Below are 16,118 nucleotides of genomic sequence, written 5' to 3'. Positions count from 1 at the left end.
TGCCATTGCTACCTGTTCGCGATGAATGAGGGCGCGTTTGTCTGTTCCTGCGCTGGGACCTGCGACATCGATCTCGAGGAGGCCAGAGAGGGGATCGAGGACGTCGAGGTCGCCGCGAGCTCGCAGCTGCTCTGCCAGGACAAGCTCGAGGCGTTCGAACAGGTGATCGAGGAGTACGAACTCGACGAGATGGTCGTCACCTGTCCCGAGGCCAAGGCCCAGGAAAAGATCGAGGCTGCGGCCGAGCGACAGGGGCTTCGGGCGGACAACGTCGAGTTCGTCGACCAGCGGGAGGGGGCGGGGTGGGTCCACGACCGCGAGGCCGCGACCGCCAAGACCGCGCGACTGGTCAACGCGGCGAACGCCGGCCGGGAGACCGAGCGGCGGCCTCGATCGAGCATCCACCGGGCCGACTACGACGTCGTCGTCGTCGGCGATCCGGACGCGGCCGCGGCGATCGCCGACTCCGCGGACGTGACGCTGCTCGCGAACGGCGAGGAGCTGGCGACCGCTGACGCCGACCTCGAGAACGTCGACGTCGAGCGGGGTCGCGTCGTCGACGTCGACGGCAAGTACGGCGAGTTCGAGCTGACGGTCGAGGCGCTCGTCACCGACGACTGCGTCTCCTGTATGAAGTGCGTCCACGAGGGACCCGACGGGATGGTCACCCGCTACCCGGTCGACATCGATCCCGAAGCCCCGGTCGGCGAGTGGGTGACGGTCTGTCCGACCGACGCCATCGAGATGGAGGGCGTCGAGCGGACGATCGAGTGCGATCAGGTGATCCACCCCGGCGGGGAGGGACCGATCGGCGGCCAGCGGGGCTATCACACCAAGTTCGACCCGGCGACGGTCAACGAGGTCGAACGTCTGCTCGGCGGGTTCGAGGGGATCGACTTCCTGGATCTCGAGATGGAGGTCTGTGCCGCCGGGACGGCCGGCGAGATGGGCTGTAACGAGTGCGTCGAGGCCTGTCCCCACGACGCCGTCGAGCGGGCCGCGATCGACGAGGTCGAGTTCCACCTCGACAGCTGCCAGAACTGCGGCGCCTGTACCAGCGCCTGTCCGACCGGGGCGACCCGGCTCCAGGAGCCGAACAACGAGCGCCTCGCCCGCGAGGTCGAGGCGCTGCTGGCCCCGACGGGCGACGACGGCGGGTTCGTCAGCGGACTGCTCGGGGGCTCGAGCGCGAGCATCGAGACGCCGATGATCGCGTTCGTCTGCTCGGAGCGCGCCCAGAACGCGCTTCGGGAGTACGGCCGCCTGGCGGCCGCGGGACGGGCCGATCTCGAGTATCCCCCGATCCTGCCCGTCTCGGTCAACTGCGCCGACACCGTCGGCGAGGCCCACGTCCTCCACGCGCTGGCGGCCGGCGCCGACGGCGTCGCGATCGTCGGCTGCGGCGGGAGCTGCCTCCACTCCGGCCCGGATCCGAAAGCCGAACTCGTCGAGCGGGTCAACCGGGCGACGGCGGATCTGGGACTGGGCGAGCGGGTCTCCTTCTTCGCGCCCGACCCCGACGAACCCGAGGCGTTCGTCGAGGAGGTCTCTCAGTTCGCCGTCACGGAGCTCGAGGCGTCGCCGATCCCCGCCGGCGAGCACGAGGCCGACGGCGAGATCGACGACCCCGAGCGGGAGAACCCGCCGTTCGACAGTCACGGCTGGACCCTCGAGAGCGTTCGCGCCATCCTCGAGCACGTCGAGCCCGAGCGGGAGGTGATCCGCGGGCTGAAGGACTTCGGGATCGTCGAGGTCGCGGAGGGCTGTACGCTGACGCCGACCTGTACGAGCTACTGTCCGACCGACGCGCTCCGGCGCACCGAGAACGGCCTCGACTTCAACCACGAGCGCTGCGTCAACTGCGGGCTCTGCGAGGAGGTCTGCGTCGAGAACGTCATGAGCGTCGAGGACGGGCTCGACCTGTCGCTGCTGCCGGAAAACAAGCTGGAGGAGCCGGATCCCGCCTGGGAGCGGGTGTACGAGGGGTCGATGCTGTCGTGTGCCGGCTGCGGAAAGCAGTTCACGAGCGAGGCGACCGCCGACGCGATCGAGGACCGTATCGGCGACGTCGTCGCCGACCTCGCCCCCGACTCCGAGGAGAGCATCTTCCAGTACTGTCCGGAGTGCCGAGCGCGGCTACTTCACGACGTCTAAGCGGCCCCACGAGAAGCGAGCGGCTCCAGTTTTCGAGGGGGCGTCGCCTCGACTTTCGTAGGGTCTGCTGTACCAAAATTCCGGAACGGCCACAGGACGGTTCGTGTCGCGTCAGAAACGGTTTACAGGAGTCCGTCTCATTCCGGATGTTCGATCGTCCAGTCGGCCTTCTCGGCGGCCGACGCGAGGGGGACGAACTCCCAGCCGGCGTCGTCGGCGATCCACTCCTCGTCGCTGCAGCCGACGACGACGGTCCGATCGGCGTAGAACATCGAGTCGGGCGTGACGTCCGCGAGGCGCTCGGCCGGGCCGGTCTCGGAGCCGCCGAAGAAGTCGAGTTCGATCCGCTCGTCGCGCTGGAACTTCCGGATCGCCGGCGTCGACACCGTGCCGACGATCCCGATCCAGTCGGCCCACCCTCTGGCGTCGCCGACGACGAACTGTGGATCCTCGAGCCGGTTGATCGCCTGGTAGGTAAACGCGAGAGTCATGTCGTCGGCCGCCGTCGCCTCGCCGTGATCGGTCGTTCGGGGCGTAGAATCGGCCGACGTCGATTCGTCCGTTCCCGATTCGGCCTCCGACTCCGCGTCCGAACTCCCGCCGGCGCCACCACCGCCGCGATCCTCCGGTACGCCGACCGGTCCTTCCGTCGCTCCCGGTACCTGGGGGACGCGCCGGGTCGGCTCTGTGTCGTCCCCGCCGTCGCTCTCGGACTCGCCATCAGTCGGCCCGTCGACGGACGCGTTGCTCCGGACGGGGTCCGACTCCTCGTCCGGATCGCCCTCGCCCCGCCAGAGCCAGTCGCCGTGGTTGGTGGTCTCGCCGTCGTCCTCGTCCTCGCCGACGTCCATGTCGTCGAGGTCGATGCTGTCGGTCATCGGCGACCGACGACCCCCTCGAGCCGGCTCCTTCCGGTTGCGGCTGCTGCCCTCACTCGCGGACGCACGGATCGCCGTTCGGGGCGTACCGCGGTCGGAACGCGTCGCGACCGGCCGATCGGTGCCGTCCTCGTCGTGGTCATCGTCCGTACTTCGCGCTGTAGTCGGATTAAATGCCACGGTGTCGTCGCTGCTGTCAAGAGACTGAACGGACGGCCACCTACCAAACGTTCTGATGAAATCTGTCTAACAAAAGCGCCGAATCGGTTCGGACCCAAAGGATTAATAACGTGAGTCACTGACGAACGATTCATGTCTCGGTCATCACTCGACCTTGATCGGCGAGGGTTCCTGAAAGCCGGCGCCGGCGGAACCCTCGCGGCTGCGGTCGGGGGACGAACACTGCTTCAACAGCGCGCCGCCGCCGACGAGGACGACGTCGTCGACCCCGAGGCGGGGGACGAACTGGTAAAGACCGTCTGTACGCACTGCTCGGTCGGCTGCGGGATACAGATGTCCGTCGAGGAGGACGCGGTCGTCGGCCAGGAAACCTGGGAGGACAGCCCGGTCAACCGCGGGGGACTCTGCTCGAAAGGAGCCTCGTTAACCCAGTCTGTCAACTCCGAACAGCGCCTGAAGCGGCCGTTGAAGCTCGAGGACGGCGAGTGGAACCAGATGGAGTGGGACGAGATCCTCGAGGAGATCACGGGTCGACTCGACGACATCCGCCAGGAGACCGGTCCCCACTCCACGATGTGGGTCGGATCGGCCAAACACAGCAACGAGGCCGCCTACCTGATCCGAAAGCTGGCCGCGTTCTACGGGACGAACAACATCGACCACCAGGCGCGGATCTGCCACTCGACGACCGTCGAGGGGATCGCGAACGTCTGGGGCGTCGGCGCCATGACGAACAACTCGAACGACATGCGCAACGTCGACGTCAACCTCATCATCGGGCACAACCCGATCGAGAGCCACCCCGTCGCCTGGCAGTACTTCCAGGAGGCCCAGGAGCGGGGCGGCAAACACATCGTCGCCGAGCCGCGCTACACCAAGACCGCGGCCGCGTCCGACGACTTCTACCAGTTCCGCTCGGGTACCGACGTCGCCTTTATTTACGGCCTGATCTACCACATCGTCGAGAACCTCGAGGCTCACGACGAGGAGTTCATCGAGAGCCGCGTGATGGTCGACACCTGGGAGGAGTTCCGCGACGACGTCCTCCCCGAGTACGACCTCGAGACCGTCGCCGACATCTGTGGCATCTCCGAGGAGGAGCTGATGGAGCTCGCCGAGGAGCTCGCGGACGCGGAGGTCAGCTGCGTCGAGTGGGCGATGGGCGGCACCCAGCACAACAACGCGACGGGGAACGTCCGCGCCTACGCGATGCTCAACCTGGCGCTCGGCCACGCCGCCCAGTCGGGCGGCGGCACCCCGATCTTCCGGGGCCACGACAACGTCCAGGGCGCGACCGACCTCGGCGTCGACTCGAGCACGCTACCGGGTTACTACGGGCTCGACGAGGACGCCTGGGAACACTGGGCCAACGTCTGGACCCAGACCGAGAGCACCTCCGGCGAGGTCAGCTACGACGACCTCCACGACCGGTTCCACGACACCGAGCTGATGGAGAAGAACGGGTTCACCGTCGCCCGCTGGTACGAGGGCGTCCTCGACGACGAGTGGGAGATCTACCAGCCCGACCCGCTTCGCGCGGCGATCTTCTGGGGGCACGGGCTCGCCTCGCTCACCGAGTACAAGAAGGTTCAGCGAGCGGTCAACGAGCTCGATTTCATCGTCAACGTCGACGTCTTCCCGAACCAGGTCGCCGAGCTCGCCGACGACGACACCGACGTCTACATGCTGCCGGTCTGTACGAACGTCGAGGAAGCCGGCAGCGTCACCAACACCGGCCGACAGATCCAGTGGCGTTCGCAGGCGATCGAACCCCGCCACGACTCCCGAACGGACTGGGGGCTGATGTGTGACTTCGCCGAGCGACTCGGCTTCGGCGAGCACTTCGACTACGACGAGGTCGAGGACGTCACCCGGGAGTGGAACCTCGGGACGCGATCGGTCGGGTACACCGGCCAGACACCCGAGCGACTCAAGGCCCACCAGCAGAACTCCGAGGTGTTCAGCGCCGAGGACATCCAGGCCGAGGTCGACGAGGACCACGAGCTTCACGGGGAGTACTACGGGCTGCCGTGGCCGTGCTGGCACGAGGACCACCCCGGGACGCCCATCCTCTACGACGACTCACTGCATCCCTCCGATGGCGGGATGGACTTCCGGGCGAACTGGTGGGACGAGGACGATCCCGACGTCGACCCCGAGGATCAGCTCCGGGATCCGTTCGAGCCCGACTGGTGGGACGGCGAGATCGAGGGGGTCCCGCAGTACCCGCTGTTCTCGACCGTGCTGCCCGACCCCGAGAACCCCGCCGCGGCGACGATCCCGGTCGAGGGCGCGTTCGACGAGGACACCTCGGTCGCCGACGTCGCCCAGCAGCTCGACGACGAGGGGTACGACATCGAACTCGACGACTACGAGGAGTTCGACAACCCACAACCCGACGCCCCGTGGGGCCGCGGTCGGGCCCGGATGAAGGCCTGGAACCTCACCGACGAGATCCCGGTCCACCGCGAACCCGCGGTGACGCCCCGGCCCGACCTCGTCGAGGACTTCCCGTGTAACGAACGCGTCGAGGACCACTGGCGCGTCGAGCTCGACAACGCCGGCGTCCAGCAGGACAACATCGACGCCATCGACGAACTCGTCGAGGTCGGCGACGTCGACCCGCTGGTGCTCACCTCGGGTCGACAGGTCGAGCACAAGGGAGCCGGCGCGGTAACCCGCAGTACGAAAGGGACCGCCTCGCGGGCCCCGATGATGTACCTCGAGATCCATCCGGACGTCGCGGCCGAGATCGACGTCGAGGAGGGCGACTGGATCGTCGTCACGACGCCACACGCCGAGATGCTCGTCCAGGCCAGGCCGACCGGACGGGTCGCGTCCGACCACGCGTTCGCCCCCTATCACTGGAGCGGTATCCTCGAGGGCGAGCGGGTCATGGATAGCGTCCCCGACGGGATGGAGCCGCTGGTGATCGGCGAGTCGATCAACTGCGGCACGGCGCCGGCCTACGACCGCGAGACCCAGATGCAAGAGACCAAGACGACGCTGTGTAACATCAGGGTCGCCAACGACGACGAGATCCCCGAGCTGTCGGATCGACAGATCAAGTGGCAGGAACAGCGCATGGATCGGAACAAGCGATAGGTGAGATCAAATGAGTACACAAGAATCTAACAGCGGACCGGCACGAGTCATCCCGAACTGGGAGTCATGTATCGACTGCGGGGCCTGCGAGGTCGCCTGTCAGCGGACCTGGGACCTCCCCCCGGAGAGCGACCGAATCCAGGTCGTCGCGCTCGGCCACGGGACCGAAGAGGAGGCAAACAAGCCGATGCAGTGTTACAACTGCGTCGAGGCACCCTGCGTCGAGGTTTGTCCGACCGACGCGTTGCGCATCCGGGACAGCGGCAGCGTCCGCGTCAAAGCCGACATGTGTATCGGCTGTCACTACTGCGGCGTCGGCTGCCCGTTCGGCGCACCGCAGTACCCGGACGCCGAGGTTCCCGAGGCCGAGGAGGCCGAGCCGATGGGATCCCGAAGCGGCGGCCTGATGGACAAATGTACGACCTGCGAGCCGCGCCAGGAGGAGGGGCTCGAGCCCGCCTGCTCCTCGGAGTGTCCGACCGACGCCTTGCTGTTTGGCACGCCCGAGCAGCTCTCCGAGAAGCTCGACGAGGACGGCGTCTCGACGCCGTTCAACGACGAGGCCGCCGAGATCGTCTTCGGCGAGGACGCGGACGAGATCATGGGGGACTAACCGCCGATGGCAACCGAAGTCACGTTCGACCTGCCGTACTCCCAGTGGAACTGGCAGATCGGCGTCTACATCGCGATGATCGGGATCGCCAGCGGAGCGTACCTGATGGGGTACGTCGCCGACCTCCTGGCCTCGCGGCGAGACGCCCGCGGGCACGGCCAGGTCGCGAAGTACGGCTACCTGGTCGGACTGCTCGGACTGGTGATCGGGCCGCCGATCCTGCTGTCACACCTCGCGACGCCGTTCCGGGCGATGCTGATCCCGCTGACGATGACGAACTTCGACTCGTGGATGACCATCGGCGCGTACCTGCTCGGCGGACTCGGGCTGGGAGCGTTCCTGATGTTCGCCTGGGTCGCGTTCGGACGGAGCCGACCGCACGCACCCGATCGAGCCGACTCCGGCGCCGTCGCGGCCGACGGCGGAACCGAGCGCGACGCCGCCAGAGCCGCAACCACCGACAGGACCGACGGGCTGCGCGGCGTCGCCGACCGCGTCGGGCTGCTCGATCTCGTCGACTCGCTCGCCGACACGACCCGTCCCTCGGAGACGGTTCGGCTCGCGCTCGGCGGCGTGTTCTCGATCGCCGCGGCCGGCGTCCTGATCTACTCGGCGATGGCCTACGGCTCCGGAATGACCGAGCGGGTCGCGCTGTGGGACAAGACGTTCCTGCTCCCGGTCCAGATCTTCAGCGGCCTCGGCGTGGGACTGGCCGGAGCGGTCGGGCTGGCGGCGGTGGCTGGCCGAAACCCCGGCCGCGCGATCCGGCAGTACTCGCTTGTGACCGCCGGACTGCTGGCAGCGACGCTGGCGATGGTCGTCGCGACGATCGTCCTGTTGCCCGAGCAGAGTCCCGCAGCGGAGGCGGGGATCAATAACCTGCTCACCACCTACGCCGTGCCGTTCGTCGGTCTCGCCGTGATCGGCGGGCTGGTCGTCCCGATCCTGCTGTCGGTCGGCGCGGTCGTCGGCCAGCGACGCGACGCCCTCTCGCCGACAGCGGCGACGGCGACGTACGCTACCATTGCGCTCCTCGCGGTCGTCGGCAAGATCGCGCTGGCGCTGAGCTACCTGCTCGCCGCCGAGTTCGAACCGCTCATCCTGCCGCTGTAGGCGGGCTCGAGCCAACTGTTTTAACCCGATCTACACCCTCGTACCCAGTATGACACGGACCAGCGACCCCACGAGCGAACTCGCAGATCTGTACGCGTTCCTCTCGGGCGTTCTCGCGGATCCGCCCGACGAGACGGCCGTCGAACGGCTCAGCGCCGAACAGCTGCCGCGGCAGGCGTCGCCCCAGGCGCTCGACACGGGCTACCAGCTGCTCGACAAGTGGCGAGCCAGGGTCGACGACCCCGAGGCGGAGGCGGCCGAGCTGAATCGGATCCACACCCGCCTGTTCGTCGGACCGCGTCCGCGGATGCAGATTCACGAGTCCTGGTACGCCGACGACTACCTCGGCGAACCGCTCGCGGCCGTCAAGAGTTCCTACCGCGACCTCGGCATTCGGCCGTCGACGGAACTCCGCGAGGAAGCCGACCACGCCGCCGTCGAACTCGCCGCCCTCGAGATCCTGGCCCGTGGAGGCAACGACGAGTACCGACGGGCCTTCCTGCAGGCCCACGGCTGGTGGCTGCGGGAGCTGGCCCGCGACATCCAGGAGATGACCGACAACCCCTTCTACGAGGGCGTCGGCTGGCTGCTCGAGGGGGTTTTCCAGGCCGACACCTACCTGCTCGGCCTCGAACCCGACGACCTCTCGCCGGGCTACGGGCAGCTCTCCGCGAACGGCGAGTAGCGCGGCTTTTCTCCAATCGACGCGGCACCTGCCACAGCGCACAGAAGTAGTAGCCGACGCTACAGTCCCTCGAGGTCGAGTCGCTCGAGGGTTCGGTCGGTCGGGACGCCGTCGTCCCACCCCCGGCGCTCGTAGTACCGCTCGAGGGTCTCCTCGAAGCCGGCCGCGTCGATCGCCGCGCCGTCGTTGGGGCCGCCCTCGAGCGGTTCAGTGAGCCGCTGGGGAAGGGTGTCGTCCTCGCGGGTAAACCCCTCGCGGCAGTTGAAGAGGCGGATCAGCGTCCAGACGCGTTCGCCGACTCGGCGGAGCTCCTCGGGGCTGTACTCGCGATCGACGGCCGCGAGCCAGTCCGCACCCAGCGTCGCCGAGAGGGCCTCGCCGAAGAAGTCGTCGGCGATCAGGCTCCAGAGCACGGCGCGGCGGTCCTGCTCGGCGATCACCCTGTTCACGCGGTCGACGTCGCTCCAGTCGGTGCCGCCCAGCGCCTCGACCTCCACCGGTCGCGCGCGGCGGTGACAGGCGCCCCGGTCGCTGGTCGCGTACGCCAGCGCCATCGCGGACGCCCCACGGGGATCGTAGGCCGGCAGCGCCATCCCCTTCACCGAGGGGATCAGGTCGTCGCCGCCGTACTCGGCCGCGGCCGCGTCGACGCCGTCGGCGAGCGTCTCGCCCAGCGGGCTCGAGCGGTGGGTAATCTCCTCGATCAGCTCGCGGGCGCCCGCCTCGTCGCCGAACTCGAGGTCGCGGTCGATCAGCCCGGTCTCGCTCGCGCGGATCGCCCAGGCGACGGCGTTGCCCCCCGAGATGACGTCGAGCGCCAGTCGGTCGCAGACCGATCCCAGCGTCGCGACGGCGTCGAAGTCGTCGATTCCCAACCCGGCGCCCAGCGAGATCGGGGTCGATCCCCGCGGGACGCTCTCGCCGTCGTCGCTCTCGACCTGGAACCCGCCCGGAACCGGCTCGTCGGCTCGCTCGCGGTCGTGGGCGGCGTCGCGGACGGCCTCGATCCCGATCCCGTCGGCGCCGTCGAACCGGCCCTCCTGCCAGCCGCGGGTCGGCAGGACGCCGACCTCGTTCGCGAAGTCGAGCGTTTCGACGGTCTCGCTGGCGGCCTGCCAGCGGCCGGTGTCGTCGGTCGCGAACGCCTCCTCGTACCGTCGGTGGAGCTCGCGGAGGTCCGCGCCGAGTTCCGGCGGGTCGTTGCGAGCGACCAGCGCCTTCAGCCGCTTCGCGCCCATCACCGCGCCCGCGCCGCCCCGACCGGCGTGGTGGTCGCCGCCGTCGGAGGCGATCGTCGCGTAGGAGACCCCGCTCTCGCCCGCGGGGCCGATGCAGGCGACCGCGGCCTCGCCCGCTCGCTCGTCGGTCTCGCGGGCGTCGAGCCCCCACCAGTCTTCGGCCGACGTGATCGAGACCTCGCCGTCTTCGATCTCGAGTCTGACGGGACGGTCCGCCCGACCGGTGACGAGGATCCCGACGTGGTCGCCCAGCGAGCCCGCGAGCCGTCCGGCCATCGAGCCGCCAGCGTATGAGTCGAGAAAGGCCCCGGTTAGCGGCGATTTGGTGACGACGACCGAGCGTTGCTCGCCGGGCAGGAGACCGGTCAGCGGCCCCGTCAGAAACAACAGGACGTTGTCGTCGCCCAGCGGGTCCGTCCCCGGCTCCAGCTCCTCGTAGAGGTAGCGGGCGCCGAGTCCCTTCCCCCCGACGTACTTTCGGCGCCACGACTCCGGTACCGATTCGGACGCGACGGACTCGGCCGCGAGATCGACGCGGACGAGAGTCTCCCCCGTTTCCATGCAGTCCCGTAATCGTAACCGCCGAGCGATAGTTAAAGCTCTCGGCTGCGAGCGCCGTCGGTCGGACTCATACTGTCTGCTGTAAGTCATTTCCGGTGGGACCGCGATCCGTCCTGCGGTCCCACCGGTAAATCGTTACAGCAAACCGTATCAGACGACATCGACGACCCGATCCTCGAGCAACTGCGCGAGAACGACCCGGGGCACGTCCCGTCGGTCGCGGATCTCGTCGGCGATCTCGCGGGCCGTCTCCTCGAGTTCGGGGGTGTCGACCATGTTCACGAGCGGGATCACCGTCGCGCCGTCGGGAACGTCCTTGCAGCCGCCCCGGTCGCTCGTCACCACGGTCGCGACGTCGCTCGCCGAGATCCGATCGCCGGGATCGAGGTCGGTGATCGCCGCGACCCGCTCGGGGCGGTGGACGTGCTCCTCGGCAAGTCGCTCGCCGACGATCTTCGCGCTCGCGATCGGGACGACGACGTCGGTCGCGGTCGGAAGCTGGGGCTCGTCGTCGTTGGGCGCCTTGAACCAGCGGGTGCGGGCGCCGTCGGCCTTGACGACCACCGACATCTCCGGTCCGAGATCTGCCACGAAGTCGTCGACCGTTTCGGGATCGTAGCCGAGGTAGCGGTCCGATCCCTCGCGGCCGGCGACGAGACCGATCGGCCACGCCTCCGCCGAGTCGATCGCCTCGAGCGGGCGATCCGTGACGATCACGTCCTCGACCTGTTCCTCGAACGGCGGGATGCGAACGGTGGCGGTGACGACCGCGCGCTCGAGTCGGTCCGCGAGCGCGTACAGCGTCGACTTCTTGCCGCCCGCGCCGACGACGCAGGTGACGTTGCCGCGGGCGGTCAGCGCCTCGGGAAGATCCATATCGATACCCGAACATTGGAGCGGTCGCACTTGTAGCTGCGTGTCCGACCGACGCGACGGCGGCGGGAGTTGCACCCGCTGGTTCGCGTCCGTCGTCTCGCCCACGCGATCGGCGAGGACACGATTGGCGAGGATCGCCCGCTCGAGTCCCTGCCGTCAGTCGTCGTCGTCTTCGTCGTCTTCGTCGTCTTCGTCGTCTTCGTCGTCTTCGTCGTCATCGTCCTCATCATCGTCATCGTCGTCGTCCGCTTCGTCGTCCTCGTCTTCATCGTCGTCACCATCATCTGCCTCGTCATCGTCATCCGCTTCGTGGTCATCGTCGTCATCGTCGTCGTCGGTCGCCGATTCGTTCCCGTCGGTTTCGTTGTCGGCCGTCTCGTTCCCGCCGGTCCCGTCGTCGGTTTCGTTCCCGTCGTCCTCGAGATCCTCCCAGTCGAGTTCCGCCGTCTCGTCGTCGTCACCGCCTCCCTCGTCCGCCGTCTCGTCGTCGCCCCCTTCATCCTCGGTCTCGTCGTCCGAATCGGTGGCGTCGATCATCTCGGCGGGATCGTCCTCCAGTCCCGGCAGGTCCTCGGTCTCCGCGTCCGTCTCGGCGCTCGAGGCGTCGCCGCTGACCCCGAGCCCGAGGGTGACCCCGGCGATCGTCATCCCGAAGACGACGAGGACGGCGACCGCCGTGACGAACACCGCTCCGACGGATCCCCCGTCCGGCTCCCGGTCGTACCCGCGCGTTCCCGACATCGTACTCGACGTACGCACCCTGATCGGTATTGTTAAGCACCGCAAACCCTCTGTCGTCCGACACGTGACGATGGTGCCGACCGGTCGGCCTCGCGTCGCCGAACGTAGGCGGCGACTACCCGAGCCGAGCGCCGAGTTCCGGACCGAAACGACTACCGGGCCGCGTTCGTACCACCGACCCATGGGACGCTACGACATCGAACGCTACCTCAACGTTCGCAGCGCCTACGGGGCCTCCTTCGGTCCCGAGGGCGAGCGACTCTCCTTCCTGATGGATACGACCGGCACCGCCCAGGTCTGGACGCTCGAAGGGCCCCGCGAGTGGCCCGAGCAGCGCACGTTCTACGACGAGCGGGTCACCTTCGCCTCCTGGTCGCCCGAGCGGCCCGAGCTGATCTTCGGGATGGACGAAGGCGGCAACGAGCGCGCCCAGCTCTACCGGCTCGACGCCGACACCGGCGAGATCGAGAACCTGACCGCGATGCCCGACGCGAAACACCGGTGGGGCGGCTGGAGCCACGGCGGCGACCGCTTCGCGTTCGCCTCCAACCGTCGCGACGAGTCCGTCTTCGACATCTACGTCCAGGATCGGGACACGATCGGAGACGAGGCTCGGCTCGTCTACGAGGGCGACGGCTGGCTCTCGCTGTCGGGCTGGAGTCCCGACGACTCCCGGCTGCTGGTCTCGCAGGCGTACTCCAACTTCGATCAGGACCTGTACGTGCTCGACCTCGAGACCGAGGAACTCGAGCACCTCACGCCCCACGAGGGCGACGTCCGCTATCAGAGCGCGAGCTGGGCGCCCGACGGCGAGGGGATCTACCTCGTGACCGACGAGGGCGACGCCGACACGCTCTATCTCGCGTACCTCGACCTCGCAAGCGGCGAGCTCGAAACGGTCGTCGACGACGGGGAGTGGAACGTCGACGGGATCGCGCTGGACGACGAGACGGGCCGGTTCGTCTACTCGAAGAACGTCGAGGGCTACACGGAGCTCACCGTCGGCGAGTTCGACGCCGACGAGCCGACCGAGTTCGAGACCTTCCCGGAACCTGATCTGCCGGGCGGGGTCGCCGGCGGCGTGAGTTTCGATCCCGACGCGGAGCGCTTCGCCATCTCGACGACCGGGGACACGGTCAACACGAACGCCTTCGTGGTCGACGTCGAGACCGGCGAGGCCGAGCGCTGGACCGCGGCGCCGACGGGCGGGATCCCGCCCGAGACGTTCGACGAGTCCGAACTGGTCCGCGTCGAGAGTTTCGGCGTTGACGGGCAAAGCCCGTCCGCTCGTGGGACTCCGTCGGAGTCCCACGCTGGGCTGGAAGTGCCCGGCTTTTTCACGCTCCCCAGCGAGGACGAGGCGAGCGAAACCGAGAGCGACGAGGGCGTCCCCGTCATCGTCGACATCCACGGCGGCCCCGAGAGCCAGCGCCGGCCCTCCTTCTCGAGCGTCAAGCAGTACTTCCTCGACCGGGGGTACGCCTACTTCGAGCCCAACGTCCGCGGGTCGGCGGGCTACGGCGCCGACTACGCCGCCCTGGACGACGTCGAGAAGCGGATGGACTCCGTGGCCGACATTCGGGCCTGCGTCGAGTGGCTACAGGGCCACGAGGCGGTCGACCCCGATCGGATCGTCGCCAAGGGCGGCTCCTACGGCGGGTTCATGGTGCTCGCGTCGATGACGGAGTACCCCGAGCTGTGGGCCGCCGGGATCGACATCGTCGGCATCGCCAACTTCGTCACGTTCCTCGAGAACACCGGTGACTGGCGCCGCGAGCTACGCGAGGCCGAGTACGGCAGCCTCGAGGAGGACCGGGAGTTCCTCGAGGCGATCTCGCCGACGAACAACATCGAGCACATCGCGGCGCCGCTGTTCGTCCTCCACGGCGAGAACGATCCCCGCGTGCCGGTCGGCGAGGCCGAACAGATCGCCGAGCAGGCAAAAGAGCAGGGCGTCCCGGTCCGAAAGCTGATCTTCGAGGACGAGGGCCACGGCTTCTCGAAGCTCGAGAACCGCATCGAGGCGTACTCGGCGATCGCGGAGTTCCTCGACGAGCACGTCTGAGGACGGCTCTCTCCTCTCGGTTCGAGCGCGTCTTTCAGGAAGATTTACAGTTCACTGACCGAACGTTCGATCGTGCCCGCTATCGAAACGACCGCCCTGACCAAACGCTACGGCGAGGACGTCCTCGCCGTCGACGACCTCGACCTGACCGTCGAGGAGGGAGAGATCTTCGGCTTTCTGGGCCCGAACGGCGCCGGGAAGTCGACGACGATCAACATGCTACTCGATTTCGTCCGACCGACGTCGGGGTCTGCGACGGTGCTCGGCTACGACGCGCAGGACGACCCCGGTTCGATCCGCGATCGAATCGGCGTGCTTCCGGAGGGGGCGACCCTCTACGAGCGGCTGACAGCCCGCGAGCACGTCGAGTGGGTCGCTGACACGAAAGGAGTCGAGACCGACGTCGACGCGACCCTCGAGCGCGTCGGCATCCTCGCGGACGCCGACCGACCCGCCGGCGGCTTCTCGAAGGGAATGCGCCAGCGTCTCGGCCTCGGAATGGCCCTGATCGGCGATCCGGACCTGCTCGTCCTCGACGAACCCTCCTCGGGACTGGACCCGACCGGAATTCAGGAGATGCGCGAGCTGTTGCGCGCGGAGGCCGACGACGGTACGACCGTCTTCTTCTCGAGTCATATCCTCTCGGAGGTCGAGGCGGTGTGTGACCGCGTCGGCATCATGAACGGAGGTCGTCTCGTCGCGCTGGACAGCATCGAGGCCCTCCGGGAGGAGGCGACCGGCGGAGCGACGATCGAACTCGAGCTTGCGACGCCGGCCGACCCCGACGACCTCGGTCTCGGAAGCGTCGCCGGCGTCTCCCGATCGGCCGTCGAGGGACAGACGGTGACTGCCGTCTGCGAGGATCCGACGGTGAAAGTCGACGTAGTTCGTCATCTCGACGGGCGGGCGACGGTGACTGATATCATCTCAACCGACACCTCCCTCGAGGAGCTGTTCAACCGCTACACCGACGGAACCGGAAGCTCCGGTGCGGTCGAGACCGCAGACGAGCCCGAACCGGGCGAACGAGAGGTGACCGCATGAACGTCCTCTCGGTCGCCAGGCGGGACTTCCTGACCGTTCGACGCGCCAGGCTGGTCTGGGTTCCCGTCGTGCTCTACGTCCTGTTCATGTTGCTTTTCTACTGGGGGCAGAGCAACGCCGCGAACCCGGACTTCTACGTGATCATGTTCAGCCTCGCGACGGTCGGGGGCGTCCTGCTCGTTCCGCTGGTCGCGCTGGTCGCGGCCTACCTCTCGATCGCCGGCGAGCGCGGCTCGGGCAGCATTCGGTACCAGCTCAGCCTTCCCGTCTCGCGGACCGACGTCGTCCTCGGCAAGCTGCTCTCTCGAGCGAGCGTCGTGCTCGGTTCGCTGCTCGGAGCGTTCGCGCTCGGCGTCGTCGTCGCCTGGACGCTCGTCCCGGAGATGACCGTCGAGTACGGCGACTACGCCGCCTTCGTCGGGCTCACGCTGCTGTACGCGCTCGCCTACGTCTCGATCGCCGTCGCGATTTCGGCGGCGACCGCGAGCCGATCACGGGCGATGGGCGGCGCTATCGGCTTTTTCTTCGCGTTCAACGTCGGCTGGAACTTCCTCCCGGTCGGCCCCGCTTACATGGCCGAGTTCGTCCTCGAGGAACTCGGTCTGAGCTACGCCGACGAACACATCGAGTTCATCTTCAGCCTCAGTCCGACCGGCGCTTACCTCAACGGGCTCGGACTTGTCTTTCCCGACGCGGCGATGGGCGGGGGACAGGCCGCGAACGGGTTCGACGCCTTCTACGTCCAGGACTGGTTCATGCTCGTGCTCCTCGCGGGCTGGGTCGTCGTCCCGCTCGCAGCAGGGATCTGGCGGTTCCGTCGCGCCGATCTCGGCTGACCTCTCGAGACGCCGAACACACACTCGAG

The 16,118-nt window shown here is 68.0% G+C and carries 12 protein-coding genes; 8 read left to right on the top strand and 4 right to left on the bottom strand.

The annotated features are described in order from the left end of the window. Window positions 1-21 precede the first annotated feature (21 nt). The gene (locus ACFEMD_RS01995; RefSeq protein ID WP_394739203.1) at window positions 22-2,154 is read left to right on the top strand and encodes a hydrogenase iron-sulfur subunit; all 2,133 of its coding nucleotides are present in this window, start codon (window positions 22-24) and stop codon (window positions 2,152-2,154) included. A 137-nt stretch (window positions 2,155-2,291) separates the two neighbouring features. Here ACFEMD_RS01995 and ACFEMD_RS01990 read toward each other — a convergent pair whose 3' ends face one another. Further along, window positions 2,292-3,032, bottom strand: coding sequence for a DUF7124 domain-containing protein (locus tag ACFEMD_RS01990; protein WP_394739202.1), 741 nt, complete (start codon window positions 3,030-3,032; stop codon window positions 2,292-2,294). 312 nt (window positions 3,033-3,344) lie between these two features. On the opposite strand from ACFEMD_RS01990, the gene ACFEMD_RS01985 reads away from it, so the two are divergent. Genes ACFEMD_RS01985 through ACFEMD_RS01970 form a run of 4 tightly spaced genes read left to right on the top strand, consistent with a single transcriptional unit; the run spans window position 3,345 to window position 8,728 of the window. Continuing rightward, window positions 3,345-6,317, top strand: a complete 2,973-nt coding sequence (locus ACFEMD_RS01985; RefSeq protein ID WP_394739201.1) for a molybdopterin-dependent oxidoreductase — start codon at window positions 3,345-3,347, stop codon at window positions 6,315-6,317. A gap of 10 nt (window positions 6,318-6,327) precedes the next feature. Beyond that, window positions 6,328-6,930, top strand: coding sequence for a 4Fe-4S dicluster domain-containing protein (locus ACFEMD_RS01980; RefSeq protein WP_394739200.1), 603 nt, complete (start codon window positions 6,328-6,330; stop codon window positions 6,928-6,930). A gap of 6 nt (window positions 6,931-6,936) precedes the next feature. After that, on the top strand, window positions 6,937-8,043 hold the full coding sequence (locus ACFEMD_RS01975; RefSeq protein WP_394739199.1) for a dehydrogenase: 1,107 nt from the start codon (window positions 6,937-6,939) through the stop codon (window positions 8,041-8,043). Between the two features lie 49 nt (window positions 8,044-8,092). Next, window positions 8,093-8,728: a TorD/DmsD family molecular chaperone gene (locus ACFEMD_RS01970; RefSeq protein ID WP_394739198.1), complete on the top strand. Its 636-nt coding sequence runs from the start codon at window positions 8,093-8,095 to the stop codon at window positions 8,726-8,728. A 59-nt stretch (window positions 8,729-8,787) separates the two neighbouring features. On the opposite strand, the gene ACFEMD_RS01965 is transcribed toward ACFEMD_RS01970, so the two are convergent. The 3 genes from ACFEMD_RS01965 to ACFEMD_RS01955 all read right to left on the bottom strand — a co-directional run bounded on the left by ACFEMD_RS01965 (window position 8,788) and on the right by ACFEMD_RS01955 (window position 12,144). After that, window positions 8,788-10,527, bottom strand: coding sequence for an aldehyde ferredoxin oxidoreductase family protein (locus tag ACFEMD_RS01965; protein WP_394739197.1), 1,740 nt, complete (start codon window positions 10,525-10,527; stop codon window positions 8,788-8,790). A 150-nt stretch (window positions 10,528-10,677) separates the two neighbouring features. Next, window positions 10,678-11,403 carry a selenium cofactor biosynthesis protein YqeC gene (yqeC, locus tag ACFEMD_RS01960; protein WP_394739196.1) on the bottom strand — a complete coding sequence of 242 codons (726 nt, stop codon included), beginning with the start codon at window positions 11,401-11,403 and terminating at the stop codon, window positions 10,678-10,680. A 156-nt stretch (window positions 11,404-11,559) separates the two neighbouring features. After that, entirely contained in the window at window positions 11,560-12,144 is a 585-nt protein-coding gene (locus ACFEMD_RS01955; RefSeq protein WP_394739195.1) for a hypothetical protein, read from the bottom strand. Between the two features lie 181 nt (window positions 12,145-12,325). On the opposite strand from ACFEMD_RS01955, the gene ACFEMD_RS01950 reads away from it, so the two are divergent. The 3 genes from ACFEMD_RS01950 to ACFEMD_RS01940 all read left to right on the top strand — a co-directional run bounded on the left by ACFEMD_RS01950 (window position 12,326) and on the right by ACFEMD_RS01940 (window position 16,089). Next, window positions 12,326-14,209: a S9 family peptidase gene (locus ACFEMD_RS01950; protein WP_394739194.1), complete on the top strand. Its 1,884-nt coding sequence runs from the start codon at window positions 12,326-12,328 to the stop codon at window positions 14,207-14,209. A 72-nt stretch (window positions 14,210-14,281) separates the two neighbouring features. Beyond that, the gene (locus tag ACFEMD_RS01945; protein WP_394739193.1) at window positions 14,282-15,253 is read left to right on the top strand and encodes an ABC transporter ATP-binding protein; all 972 of its coding nucleotides are present in this window, start codon (window positions 14,282-14,284) and stop codon (window positions 15,251-15,253) included. After that, complete coding sequence (locus ACFEMD_RS01940) at window positions 15,250-16,089, top strand: ABC transporter permease subunit (RefSeq protein ID WP_394739192.1); 840 nt, start codon at window positions 15,250-15,252, stop codon at window positions 16,087-16,089. Before ACFEMD_RS01945 ends, ACFEMD_RS01940 begins: the two co-directional genes overlap by 4 nt. Window positions 16,090-16,118: the final 29 nt, after the last annotated feature.

The sequence above is a fragment of the Natronococcus roseus genome (assembly GCF_043677095.1).
Lineage (GTDB): Archaea > Halobacteriota > Halobacteria > Halobacteriales > Natrialbaceae > Natronococcus > Natronococcus roseus.
The sequence above is the reverse complement of the archived record's forward strand: the minus strand, read 5'-3'. Positions and strand labels throughout refer to the sequence as shown.